Source organism: Streptomyces sp. NBC_01622 (assembly GCF_045209635.1).
Classification (GTDB): Bacteria; Actinomycetota; Actinomycetes; order Streptomycetales; family Streptomycetaceae; genus Streptomyces.
In genome coordinates this window covers 2,939,382-2,951,480 of record NZ_CP109293.1, presented here as the reverse complement: position 1 = coordinate 2,951,480, position 12,099 = coordinate 2,939,382, and the positions used below count along the sequence as shown (strand labels likewise).

Sequence of the window (12,099 nt, the reverse complement as noted above, 5' to 3'; positions counted from 1 at the left end):
ATGGCGCCTCTTGAGGGGGCCGTTCGGGTGACGGCCGATCAGTCGTCCTTCTTGGTACGCGTCTTGCGCCACCCGAAAGGTCCGGGCAAATCCATCGATGTCGTACGACGTCCCGTGGTGCTGCGGGTGTACCGCGGGCCGCGCTTGCCACCCGTGGTGAACGACATGGACCCCTTGTTGATGTTCAGCCGGAGCCAGGGAAGAATCCGGAAACTCTTGCGGAACGTGAGCGGCATCCCGCCCCCTTTCGTCCCGCACCGGGTACCCCGCAGACGCGCGGGTATGGCGGCGGGAGAGGGCGGGTTAGCGTCGCCGCATGATCTCCGACGCGTCGTTACCCGAGCACGAGCTCACGGCCGCCAGTTCGACCGTGGTCTACCAGAACCGCTGGATGACCGTTCGCGAGGACAGGACGGTGCGCCACGACGGTGCGGAGGGCTTGTACGGCGTGGTGCACAAACCCGACTTCGCGTTGATCGTCCCGTACGAGGACGGGGGCTTCCACCTCGTTGAGCAGTACCGGTATCCGGTGAGGGCCCGCTATTGGGAGTTCCCCCAGGGCGCGTGGGAGGACCGACCGGACGCGGACCCACTGGACCTGGCGTGCGGTGAACTCGCGGAGGAGACGGGCCTGGCCGCTTTGACGATGACACCCCTGGGGCACCTCTTCGAGGCCTACGGATACTGTGACCAGGGGTTCCACGTCATCCTCGCCACGGATCTCACCCATGGCGAACCCCACCTGGACGACGAGGAAGCCGGCTTGGTCAGCCGCTGGTTCTCCGAGGCGGAAGTGTGGCAACTGATCGCCGAAGGCCGATTCAAGGACGCTCCGTCGGTGGCGGCCCTGGCGCTGTTCCAGCATCACCGCAAGGACGGCGGCTGAGGCCGGGCAGCAGCGAACAACGAACGCTGCTGGCATCCTTGGCCGGTGTCCTCCTCCGACCCTGTGGGCGCCGTGTTCTTCGACGTCGACGGCACCCTCGTCCCCGGTACGAGTTCGTCGGTCTTCCTGGCCGGCCACCTCGGCCATCGCGACGAGTTGGCGGAGGCCGAGGACGCCTATGCCTCCGGCGCCCTGGACAATCGGCGGGTTTCCGAGCTGGACGCCGCGGGTTGGGCGGGCGTGGCCGAAGAGCAGGTCCCGGACTGGCTCGACGGGCTTCCCTTGGTCTCGGGCATCACGGAGACCGTGGCCTGGTGCCGGCGGAACGCATTGGTGCCCGTGCTGGCGACCCTCGCCTGGTCGCCGGTCGGCAGCTACCTGACCGACCGATTCGGCTTCCACGCGTTCAGCGGACCTCGGCTGGAGACCGCGGACGGCCGCTTCACGGGCCGGGTCGCCCGGCACTTCGATGAGTACGGCAAACGAGATTTCGCCCTCGCGCAGGCCCGAGATCTGGGGCTGGCCCTCCGCTCGTGCGGAGCCGTCGGTGACAGCCGCTCCGACCTGCCGCTGTTCGCGTCCGTCGGGTTGAGCGTGGCGTTCAACGCCTCGCCGGGAGCGCGGGCGGCGGCGACCGCCACGGTGGACGACGGCGACCTGCGAGCCGTGCTTCCCGTCCTGAGTCGCCTGGTCACAGCCGCGTGGTCACAACCGCTCGCGGCGCCCGCGGAAGGCTGAGAGAGGTCCGGGCATGACCAATCCACCCCCATGTACTAGAGTTATCTCGACATCGAGATATCTGCCGAGGTGCACCGCAGTCGCACACTCCGCCGATCCAGTAGTAAGGCTTGCCTAACTTAGCCTTACCTTAGCGGATCGGCCAAGACGTTGTGGCGCAGGATGCGGTGGGAACGCGCACATCAATGAAGGAGACTGTCGTGTCGGCGAACAGCTTCGACGCCCGCAGCACGCTGCAGGTGGGCGACGAGTCGTACGAGATCTTCCGCCTGGACAAGGTGGAGGGCTCGGCCCGGCTCCCCTACAGCCTTAAGGTCCTGCTGGAGAATCTGCTCCGCACCGAGGACGGCGCGAACATCACCGCCGACCACATCCGCGCCCTCGGCACCTGGGACTCGCAGGCCCAGCCGTCGCAGGAGATCCAGTTCACGCCGGCCCGTGTGATCATGCAGGACTTCACCGGCGTGCCCTGCGTGGTGGACCTCGCGACCATGCGTGAGGCCGTGAAGGAGCTGGGCGGCGACCCGGCGAAGATCAACCCCCTGGCCCCGGCCGAACTGGTCATCGACCACTCCGTCATCGCCGACAAGTTCGGCACGCACGAGGCCTTCGCGCAGAACGTCGAGCTGGAGTACGGCCGCAACCGCGAGCGCTACCAGTTCCTGCGCTGGGGCCAGACCGCGTTCGACGAGTTCAAGGTCGTCCCGCCGGGCACCGGCATCGTCCACCAGGTCAACATCGAGCACCTGGCGCGTACGGTCATGGTGCGCAACGGCCAGGCGTACCCCGACACCCTCGTCGGCACCGACTCGCACACCACGATGGTCAACGGCCTCGGCGTGCTGGGCTGGGGCGTCGGCGGCATCGAGGCCGAGGCCGCGATGCTCGGCCAGCCGGTCTCGATGCTCATCCCGCGCGTCGTCGGCTTCAAGCTGACCGGTGAGCTGACCCCGGGCACCACCGCCACGGACCTCGTGCTGACCATCACCGAGATGCTCCGCAAGCACGGCGTCGTCGGCAAGTTCGTCGAGTTCTACGGCGAGGGTGTGGCGGCCACTTCGCTCGCCAACCGCGCCACCATCGGCAACATGTCGCCGGAGTTCGGTTCCACCGCCGCGATCTTCCCGATCGACGACGAGACCCTGAAGTACCTGCGCCTGACCGGCCGCAGCAACCAGCAGGTCGCGCTCGTCGAGGCGTACGCCAAGGAGCAGGGCCTCTGGCTCGACCCGGCCGCCGAGCCCGACTTCTCCGAGAAGCTGGAGCTCGACCTCGCCACGGTCGTCCCCTCGATCGCCGGTCCGAAGCGCCCGCAGGACCGCATCGTCCTCGCGAACGCCGCCGAGCAGTTCAAGAGCGACGTGCGCAACTACGTCGCCGACGACGACGAGGCGGGCAAGGAGTCCTTCCCGGCCTCCGACTCCCCGGCCGCCAGCAACGGCGTCCCGTCGAACCCGGTCACGGTGACCGCCCCCGACGGCTCGACCTACGAGATCGACCACGGCGCGGTGACGGTCGCGGCCATCACCTCCTGCACCAACACCTCGAACCCGTACGTCATGGTCGCCGCCGCGCTGGTGGCCAAGAAGGCGGTCGAGAAGGGTCTCACCCGCAAGCCGTGGGTCAAGACCACCCTCGCCCCGGGCTCCAAGGTCGTCACCGACTACTTCGACAAGGCGGGGCTCACCCCCTACCTCGACAAGGTCGGCTTCAACCTCGTCGGCTACGGCTGCACCACCTGCATCGGCAACTCCGGCCCGCTGCCGGAGGAGGTCTCCAAGGCCGTCAACGACCATGACCTGGCCGTGACTTCGGTGCTCTCCGGCAACCGCAACTTCGAGGGCCGGATCAACCCGGACGTCAAGATGAACTACCTGGCGTCCCCGCCGCTGGTCGTCGCCTACGCCCTCGCCGGCTCCATGAAGGTCGACATCACCACCGCCGCCCTCGGCACCGACCAGGACGGCAAGCCGGTCTACCTGGAGGACATCTGGCCCTCCGAGGCCGAGGTCAACGACGTCGTGGCGAACGCCATCGGCGAGGACATGTTCAACAAGTCCTACGCCGACGTCTTCGCGGGCGACGCCCAGTGGCAGGCGCTGCCGATCCCGGAGGGCAACACCTTCGAGTGGGACGCGCAGTCGACCTACGTGCGCAAGCCCCCGTACTTCGAGGGCATGACGATGGAGACCACCCCGGTCTCCGACATCGCCGGCGCCCGCGTCCTCGCCAAGCTCGGCGACTCGGTGACGACGGACCACATCTCGCCCGCCGGTGCCATCAAGGCCGACACCCCGGCCGGCAAGTACCTCACCGAACACGGCATCGAGCGGCGTGACTTCAACTCCTACGGCTCGCGCCGAGGCAACCACGAGGTCATGATCCGCGGCACCTTCGCCAACATCCGCCTCCGCAACCAGGTCGCGCCGGGCACCGAGGGCGGCTTCACCCGCGACTTCACGCAGGCGGACGCCCCCGTCTCCTTCATCTACGACGCCTCGCGCAACTACATCGAGCAGGGCATCCCGCTGGTCATCCTGGCCGGCAAGGAGTACGGCTCCGGCTCGTCCCGCGACTGGGCCGCCAAGGGCACCGCGCTCCTCGGCGTCAAGGCCGTCATCGCAGAGTCCTACGAGCGCATCCACCGCTCGAACCTCATCGGCATGGGCGTCATCCCGCTCCAGTACCCGGCGGGCCAGTCCGCCGAGTCCCTCGGACTGACCGGCGAGGAGTCCTTCTCCGTCGCCGGCATCACCGAGCTGAACGACGGCACCACCCCCGCCACGGTCAAGGTCACCACCGACACCGGTGTGGAGTTCGACGCGGTCGTCCGCATCGACACCCCCGGCGAGGCCGACTACTACCGCAACGGCGGCATCCTGCAGTACGTGCTGCGCAACCTGATCCGCAACTAGCGGACCCGGTAAGGCAGTTGAGGGCCGCATCCCCGGCGACGGGGGTGCGGCCCTCCGCGTCTCCCCGCCGCACGACCCCGCAGGTCATCGCCAGGGCTCAGGTGGAACACAGGATTCCCTCAGCGGACCGGGACAGAATCCGGACATGACTGGCACCACGGGGTCCCGCAGCAGCCGTGTACGCGTGCTCATCGTCGACGACGAGCCCGCGCTCACCGAGCTGCTCTCCGTCGCGGTCACCGAGGCCGGCTGGCGGCCCTACCCCGCGCCGGACGGGCACAGCGCGCTGCGGATCGCCCGCGGCTGCGCCCCGCACGCCGTCCTCCTCGACGGCATGCTGCCCGACCTGGACGGCGTACAGGTGCTGCGCCGGCTGCGCTACGAGAACCCGAGGCTGCCCGTCCTCATGCTCACCGCGCGCGACGCGATCGAGCACCGCCTCGACGGCCTGGAAGCGGGCGCCGACGACTACGTCACCAAGCCCTTCTCCCTGGAGGAGGTCGTACTGCGGCTGCGCGGACTGCTCCGCCGGGCGGGCAGCGAACGGCTCCCGACCGACGACTCGGTACGGGTCCTCGGCGATCTCGTGCTGTCCGGCGAGACCCGCGAACTGCGCCGCGCCGGTGAGCCGATCCAGCTCACCGCCAAGGAGTTCGACCTGCTCACCCTGCTCCTCGACCATCCCCGCCAGGTGCTGAGCAAGGCGCAGATCCTCGACCACGTGTGGAGCACCTCCTTCGACGGCGGCGGCAACCTCGTCGAGGTCTACATCTCCAGCCTCCGCCGGAAGATAGACCGGGGCCGCGCGCCGATGATCCACACCGTGCGGGGGATGGGATACGCCATACGGCCCGTGGAGGACGGCAGATGAACCTCCTGACCCGCAACCGAGGCCGCCTGCACGGCCGTTCACTCCGCACCCGCCTGCTGCTCTTCATCAGCGCCACCCTGGTGGCTGTCTGCGTCGCGATGTCCCTCACCACCGTCTTCGTCCAGCGCTCCTATCTGCTGGGCAACTTGGACGACCGGGTCGTCGACGCCGCTCAGCGAAGCCTGGGCGGGGCCGAACTGCGTCCGGGCTTCGACGACGACCTCGGGTTCCTCTCGGAGAACGGTCACGCGGCCGGGACACTCGCCGCGCGGCTGGACGGCAAGGGCGCGATCATCGCCGCGGCCGTCGTCAGCCAGGACGCTCCGCCCCAGAACCTCACCACCGCCCAGCGCACGGCCCTCAAGGGCATCACGGCCGACGGCGCGAAGCACACCCGCACGGTGCCCGGCCTCGGCACCTACCGGATCACCGTGCTCGACGACGACAACGGCGTCCGGGTCCTCGCCGGCCTCCCGATGGACGACGTACAGGACATGATCAGCGGCCTGGTGGTGGTCGAGGCGGCCGTCGCCCTCACCGGACTGACCGTGGCGGGCTTCCTGTGCGCGGTGGTCATACGACGGCAGCTGCGGCCGCTCGGCCGGGTCGCCGCCACCGCGGTCGAGGTCTCCCGCTCACCGCTCGGCCACGGCGAGGTCACCGCGCTGACCCGGGTGCCCGAGCGGGACACCGACCCTGGCAGCGAGGCCGGCCAGGTCGGCGCCGCGCTCAACCGCATGATCGACCACGTCGAGTCATCGCTCGCCGAACGCCAGCGCAGCGAGGAGCAGATGAGGCGCAGCGAGGAACGCATGCGCCGCTTCCTCGCCGACGCCAGCCATGAACTCCGCACCCCGCTGGCCTCGATCGCGGGCTACGCCGAGCTGATGAACCGCGGCACCGACCGCATCGAACCGGGGCTCGCCTGGCGTCGGGTCACCGCCGAGTCGGCGCGGATGACGGGTCTGGTGGAGGATCTGCTGCTGCTCGCCCGGCTCGACGAGGGCCGGCCGCTGCAGTCCGGCGAGGTGGATCTCGCGGCCGTGCTCGCCGAGGCGGTGTGGGACGCGCGCGCCGCCGGCACCGGCCACGAGTGGCAGCTCCAGCTGTCCCTGGACGCCCCGGCCCTGGTGATCGGCGACGAGGCCCGGCTGCACCAGGTGTTGGCCAACTTGTTGGCCAACGCGCGTATGCACACACCTGTTGGCACGACGGTCACGGCGGGCGTCGAGGCCACGGCTGCCCACACCGTAGTCATCCGGGTGCGCGACGACGGCCCCGGCATCCCCCCGGCCCTGCTGCCCACGGTCTTCGAACGCTTCACCCGGGCCGACGCCTCCCGCGCCCGGGCCGGCGGCAAGGAGGGCGGCTCCGGCCTCGGCCTGGCCATCGCGACGGCGATCACCGGAGCCCACGGCGGCCGTATCGACGTGACCAGCGTCCCCGGCCGCACGGAGTTCACCATCGAACTCCCGGCGGCCGAACTCCCGCCCGCCGAAACCCAGATACGCGCCCGTACGGCGCCGGTCTAGCCGCTGTACGGGCGCGTATCCGCGACTGCCTGCTAGGGAGTGGTCGTGAACGAGTCGAAGTCGGCCTCGCCCGTGGTGCCCGAGGCGTGCGAGGTCTGGGTCAGGCCGACGTCCTGGGTGGCCGCGGCGGTCGGGACGTCGATGGTGCCGACCAGGTTCCAGGTGACGTCGTCGGTGGAGTAGTAGCCGCTGTAAGTGGTGCCGCTACGGACCAGCTTCAGCCACGACGGATAGACGGCGGTGCCGGTGGAGTCCTGCGAGTCCAGCTTGCCGTCGCCGTCGCTGTCCCAGTCGAGCAGATAGCCGTTGCCCGGGGTCGCGACGAGGGCCAGATAGCCGGGGGAGGTGTCGGGCTGCGTGATGTCGTTGCGGACCATGATCCCGGCCTTGGCCCAGACATCCGTGTCCGACTGCGAGTTGAGCTTCACGGTCGTCACCGAACCGTCGTGCTCGGCACCCGGCAGATAGACCGTGCCGTACTCGTTGGTGCCGTTGTACAGGTCCGCGCCCTGGGCCCGGATGCCGAGTTGCGTCCCGGACTGGCTGAAGCTCGCCGTGGTGGAGGCGAACGTCTTGTAGGGGGCGGTCACTTGGTGGTTGACGGTGATCGTGTCACCGGCGGCCAGCCGGGTCTGCCCCGCCGACCCGAAGCGATAAGTGGCGCTCCCCTTGAAGTCGCTGGAGTCGAAGAGCTTCGCCGAGGGCGGGATGGAGACGGAGTAGGTGACTTTCAGCGCGTGCCCGCCCCGGACGGTCTTGGCCCGCGTCGCCGAATGCGTGGTGATCTTCGTGCCGGCCGGCCCGGTGAGGGTCAGGGCGGCGTCGGTGACGGGCCGTGACCCGTTGTCGGACAGGACCGCGGTGACGGTACGCGTGGTGCTGTCACTCGACGCGGGCGCCCAGTTGAGCCCGAACGACACGTCCGGAGCCGCGCCGCTCACCACGTGCCGACTGCCGTGCACCCGGTACAGGACAACGCCGTGCGCGGGCACATTGGCGGCGATCCGGCCCGCCGACTCGGTGAGTTGATGGCTCCAGAGATCCCGCAGGGCGTAGTCACGCGCCTTGGCCAGCCCCAGCGCGGACGCGGTCGTGGCCACCTCCCGGGAAGCCGACCCGGTGTTGAACAGGCCCACCACGACATCCCCGTCGGCCTCGGTCTTGGCGAACACCTGCGAATTCGCGTCCGAGGAGATCCGCTTGGCGTCGATGCCGTCCTGGTCGACCGCGAGGACGTCGGTGTTCTTCAGCAGCGCGAGATCGCCGGCGTCGAGATGCGTGAGATCGGTGCCGAGGAAGAGCGGCGAGGCGGCGAGCGACCACAGACTCATCTGCGTCCGGCGCTCGTCGGGGGTGAGGCCGTTGTTCGCGCCGTTCCCGATCTCCAGGGAGTCGTAGTCGTTGTACCCGCCGGGTCCGCCGTACGGCGCCCAGGCGGCGACCTGGTCGAACCGCGAGGCGACCGAGGCCCAGGTGGTCAGGGGGTAACTGCTGCCGTCCGGACCGCAGTAGCACTCGATGTCGCCACCGGTGCGCCAGCCGTTGGAGAGTTTCTTCCAGGTGGCCGCGTTGTTGATGTCGAGGTTGTTCGACAGCTCCAGGTGGATGGGCCGGCCGGTGTGGTGCAGGGCGTCCGACCAGGCCTGGACGTCCTGTTGGTCCCAGGTGCCGACGCCGTCGATCTTGAGATAGTCGATGCCCCAACCGGCGAACTGCCCGGCCCAGGAGTCGAGATACGTCTGCGCGCCGGGCTTGGTGTAGTCGATGCCCACCATGCCGCCGCAGTTGTAGTTGCTCTCCGTCGTCGTGGTCGCGATGTCCCGTGCGTGGTACGGCGTTCCCTCGATCGCCGTGTTCTTGGCGACCGCCTGCTGGGAGATACCGGGAGTCACGTACAGCCCGAACTTCAGCCCCAGGGAGTGGACATAGTCGGCCACCACCTGGATGCCGTTCTCAGTGCCCCGGGGCGGGAACTTGACGGGGTCGGTCACCCAGCGGCCGTACTGGTCGACGTCCGGACCCTGGCTGCCCGGGCACTGGTACCAGAAGTCGTCGACGTTGGCGTAGACGAACCCGTTTTTCGCCAGGCCGCTGGTCTTGAGCGCCTTCGCCTGCGCCTCGATGGTCTGAGCGGTCGGATTGCGGCGGACGAAGCTCCAACTGCTCCATCCCAGCGCGGGTTTGACCCCGACAGCGTTGTCATCGGCCCGCGCGGACTGCCCGCCCGTCGCGGTGACTCCCATGGTGAGCAGCAGCGCTCCGGTCAACGCGGCCAGCGCACCGCGGATCTGTCTTCTCATGAGCTGTTCCTCCATCGCAACGCCCACATGACTCAGAAAACGTCAAGAACCAACCCCGTGAACGCGACAAGTGAACATGACCGAACGCCAGTCACCACATAGCGCGCTTGGCCAAAACTGGGTCAAGTCTGTGGGGTCACTGTGGCGAGATGGGGAGGAAGGTCCTACTTGCCCCGCTGGGTATGTCAGGGGGATCGGCCATGGCGCTCAACTGCTCACCGCCGCACCGCCACCCAGCAACCGCGCCTGTTCCCGCTTCAGTTCGCCGAAGCCCCGCCGCGCGTACGCGGCCAACTCCGCGCTCGGGAACGCGACCAGCGACAGATGTTCCGAGACGTCACCCCGCGCCCAGCGCGCCACGGTGATCTCGTAGCCCGCCGCGTGCGCACACAGTTCCAGCAGCAGCGACGGCATCTCCGGCTCCCGCAGCAGATCCGCCCGCCCGACGACGAGATCCCGCATCTCCCGCAGGACGGGCAGGAACACGGTCGTCACCCACAGCCGCCAATCGGCCAGTTCCTCGTCGGTCGGCGGAGCCGCTTCGTCACCGAAGGGCGAGACGCCCCCGGGCCGGGCGTGCCGCGCCATGAACGCGGCGAACGTACGGGCGTTGGCCTCCGTCAGCGCGAACAACGGCCCGTAGAATTCGCCGAGTTGCCGGTTGACCCGGGCGAGCCGCTCCTGCCGCTGCGCCAACCGCAGACCGTTGAGATAGGTGGCGGCGAACCCGGCGAAGGCCAGGGCGACCGTGACGGCGACTGCGATCATCCACTGATCGTAGGGGCGTACCGTCGAACAGGGCCGGGCCGAAAGCAGTTGTCCTCCGGGTGGACTCCGTGAAGGGTCCCGCTGTTCGGGGAGTCGTCGGATCGCTCGCCGCCAGGCCTCGGCTCCCGAACGTACCTTCCCGATGACCGAGGCGGACCTCTCGCACCGGCGGGCGCGCTTCGAGGGAGTTCGACGCCGCGGAACTCGCCGGTCGTGACATCGGCGGTCCACCTCTGGGCCGGCCGGACCGGCCCGAGTGGGCCGCCGCCCGCCGGCCGTCATTCACCGGGAACCGGCGGCCCGGAAGCGGTCCGGGTCGCCGGCGCAGGCCGTCGACGGCGCCTGCCGTCGGGTGATCAGTCGTAGGGGTTGAGTGACGTGCCGGACGTGCTGCAGTTGTCGAAGGTCGTGTCGCGGCAGACCGTCACCCAGAGGCTGTGGATGCCGCCGTCCAAGCTGCCTGGCAAGGCGCTCCATGTGGTGGTGGTGCCGCACCCGCTGGTGTTCCAGTGGTTCGGGAACTGGAAGCCCGGCACGGTGACGTAGAAGAACACCGGGTGGGCGTCGCAGGAGGTGTCACTGAGCTTCACATTGCGCAGGGTGAAGGATTCCGAACCGGTCCAGTCGACGGTGAGCGAGACGGAGGCACCCGTGGTGCTCGCGCTGAGTGGTTGGTTGTCCGAGGCGTTGGCCGTGCCGGCTGTGAACCCCAGGGCCGCGACCGCGAGGCCGGCAACGAGGGCGGTGATACCGCGCTTCTTCATGATTCCTCCCGTGTGTTCGGGGCGAGGTGTCTTCTCCCGCCGCGATGTGGTGCTGAGCGTTGGTCGGGTACGGGCCGCCGGCGTGGTCACTCGCCGGCGGCCCGGCGGCAACAGGCTGTCGCCGCAGCCGGGTTGGCGCCAAGGCGCTCCGGGCGGCTTGGGAGGACGGGACGGCGGTGCCGCCTTGACCTGCGTCGTCGCGATGCCGCTGGGATGCCGCTGGGACGGCCACCGCGGCCGGGCCACCGGCGGACACCGGTGTCGCCCCGAAACGGTCCAGGCGTACCGCGGCGTTTACAGCTGCCCCTGTCCGCGCTAGCTTCACAGGACGTGGGGTGGGAGCGCTCCCATTCGCCCGACGGTCCGGAACCCGCCGGGTGCGGTTGGGGTGCCCCACCCCGCGTATCCGCCCCCGCGCGTTGTCGGCCCAGTCACGCTGGTCGGTGCTGTGCTGCTGTGCTTCGACAACACCGACTGGATCCGCGGGTACGTGCCTTACGGCGAGTTGCGCACCGACCCGGTACCCGGGGTCTGTTCGGCCACCCGCCGTACGACGGGCAGTTGGCCCGGCGGCTACCAGTCCGAGGTGACCGTCACCAACTCCGGCGACGTCCCGATGCTCGGCTGGATGGTCAACTGGACGCTTCCCGGCGGCCAGTCGGTCGCGAGCCTCTGGAGCGGCAACGCGACCTACACCGGCCAGGACGTGATGGTCCACAACGCCGACTGGAACGGCTCACTGAGTCCGGGGCGGAGCACCACCTTCGGCTACGTCGTGAACGGCGACGGCGGGGACACGGCAACTACCCTGCCCTGCCAGGTCGGTTGAGCCCTTGCTCGGGGCGGACCCGGTGGACGGGGGCCACCGGGTCCGCGAGCCGGATGGGCGATGGGGGTGAGCCCACCCGGGTGGTGCGTGGCTTGGGACGACACTGCGATGCGACAACGTTGTCAAGTGGTCTGCATACGACTCTACCGCGCCAACGGACAACGATGTCAAGCCAGTTGGCCTGCGGACGCCGTCCGAGTGGATGCCCAGCGCGCCCCCGCCGGCCCACGCGCTCTTCCGTGGTACGGGTGGCGCACGTTACTGTCCCTGCGGCTTGTGTGACCTGTGGTGCGCGACCCGTCCGAAGGAGGAGGGGCCGCGTCATGCGTTTCCGTCCCATGTCCCTGCTGCCAGTGCCGCGACAGGCAATGTCCGCCCCGTCGCGACGCCCGGCACGCACTCTCGCCGCACCGGCCGAAAGCCCAAGTACGTCCAGTACGAGGGCTTCCGGCCGGCACGCCGAGAGCACGCACCGAACGCCGCTCCGCGTTGGGCG

The 12,099-nt window shown here is 69.3% G+C and carries 9 protein-coding genes and 1 pseudogene; 6 read left to right on the top strand and 4 right to left on the bottom strand.

The window, feature by feature from the left end; all coding sequences use genetic code 11:
- Window positions 1-38 precede the first annotated feature (38 nt).
- Window positions 39-236 carry a DUF4236 domain-containing protein gene (locus OH768_RS13450; protein WP_329259438.1) on the bottom strand — a complete coding sequence of 66 codons (198 nt, stop codon included), beginning with the start codon at window positions 234-236 and terminating at the stop codon, window positions 39-41.
- Between the two features lie 80 nt (window positions 237-316).
- Here OH768_RS13450 and OH768_RS13445 point away from each other — a divergent pair, with 80 nt between their 5' ends.
- The 5 genes from OH768_RS13445 to OH768_RS13425 all read left to right on the top strand — a co-directional run bounded on the left by OH768_RS13445 (window position 317) and on the right by OH768_RS13425 (window position 6,942).
- Window positions 317-886: an NUDIX domain-containing protein gene (locus tag OH768_RS13445; protein WP_406453349.1), complete on the top strand. Its 570-nt coding sequence runs from the start codon at window positions 317-319 to the stop codon at window positions 884-886.
- Between the two features lie 72 nt (window positions 887-958).
- Window positions 959-1,624: an HAD family hydrolase gene (locus OH768_RS13440; RefSeq protein ID WP_406465254.1), complete on the top strand. Its 666-nt coding sequence runs from the start codon at window positions 959-961 to the stop codon at window positions 1,622-1,624.
- 200 nt (window positions 1,625-1,824) lie between these two features.
- On the top strand, window positions 1,825-4,539 hold the full coding sequence (acnA, locus tag OH768_RS13435) for an aconitate hydratase AcnA (protein WP_406453347.1): 2,715 nt from the start codon (window positions 1,825-1,827) through the stop codon (window positions 4,537-4,539).
- 145 nt (window positions 4,540-4,684) lie between these two features.
- Window positions 4,685-5,410: a response regulator transcription factor gene (locus OH768_RS13430; RefSeq protein ID WP_406453345.1), complete on the top strand. Its 726-nt coding sequence runs from the start codon at window positions 4,685-4,687 to the stop codon at window positions 5,408-5,410.
- A complete protein-coding gene (locus tag OH768_RS13425) occupies window positions 5,407-6,942 on the top strand; it encodes a sensor histidine kinase (protein WP_406453343.1) in 1,536 nt (511 codons plus the stop codon). Before OH768_RS13430 ends, OH768_RS13425 begins: the two co-directional genes overlap by 4 nt.
- Before the next feature lie 32 nt (window positions 6,943-6,974).
- Here the strand turns inward: OH768_RS13425 and OH768_RS13420 are convergent, their stop codons facing one another.
- From OH768_RS13420 to OH768_RS13410, 3 genes are all read right to left on the bottom strand, one after another.
- On the bottom strand, window positions 6,975-9,242 hold the full coding sequence (locus OH768_RS13420; RefSeq protein ID WP_406453341.1) for an NEW3 domain-containing protein: 2,268 nt from the start codon (window positions 9,240-9,242) through the stop codon (window positions 6,975-6,977).
- A gap of 207 nt (window positions 9,243-9,449) precedes the next feature.
- Complete coding sequence (locus OH768_RS13415; protein ID WP_406453339.1) at window positions 9,450-10,010, bottom strand: hypothetical protein; 561 nt, start codon at window positions 10,008-10,010, stop codon at window positions 9,450-9,452.
- 356 nt (window positions 10,011-10,366) lie between these two features.
- The gene (locus OH768_RS13410; protein WP_406453337.1) at window positions 10,367-10,774 is read right to left on the bottom strand and encodes a hypothetical protein; all 408 of its coding nucleotides are present in this window, start codon (window positions 10,772-10,774) and stop codon (window positions 10,367-10,369) included.
- A 511-nt stretch (window positions 10,775-11,285) separates the two neighbouring features.
- Between OH768_RS13410 and OH768_RS13405 the strand changes: the two are divergent.
- Window positions 11,286-11,603: pseudogene (locus OH768_RS13405) on the top strand (cellulose binding domain-containing protein); the annotation flags it as partial.
- Window positions 11,604-12,099: the final 496 nt, after the last annotated feature.

What these genes read in the sequence shown, in the direction of transcription:
- OH768_RS13450 (WP_329259438.1), bottom strand. Translation starts at nt 236, where the DNA reads ATGCCGCTCACGTTCCGCAAGAGTTTCCGGATTCTTCCCTGGCTCCGG.
- OH768_RS13445 (WP_406453349.1), top strand. Translation starts at nt 317, where the DNA reads ATGATCTCCGACGCGTCGTTACCCGAGCACGAGCTCACGGCCGCCAGT.
- OH768_RS13430 (WP_406453345.1), top strand. Translation starts at nt 4,685, where the DNA reads ATGACTGGCACCACGGGGTCCCGCAGCAGCCGTGTACGCGTGCTCATC.
- OH768_RS13425 (WP_406453343.1), top strand. Translation starts at nt 5,407, where the DNA reads ATGAACCTCCTGACCCGCAACCGAGGCCGCCTGCACGGCCGTTCACTC.
- OH768_RS13420 (WP_406453341.1), bottom strand. Translation starts at nt 9,242, where the DNA reads ATGAGAAGACAGATCCGCGGTGCGCTGGCCGCGTTGACCGGAGCGCTG.
- OH768_RS13415 (WP_406453339.1), bottom strand. Translation starts at nt 10,010, where the DNA reads ATGATCGCAGTCGCCGTCACGGTCGCCCTGGCCTTCGCCGGGTTCGCC.
- OH768_RS13410 (WP_406453337.1), bottom strand. Translation starts at nt 10,774, where the DNA reads ATGAAGAAGCGCGGTATCACCGCCCTCGTTGCCGGCCTCGCGGTCGCG.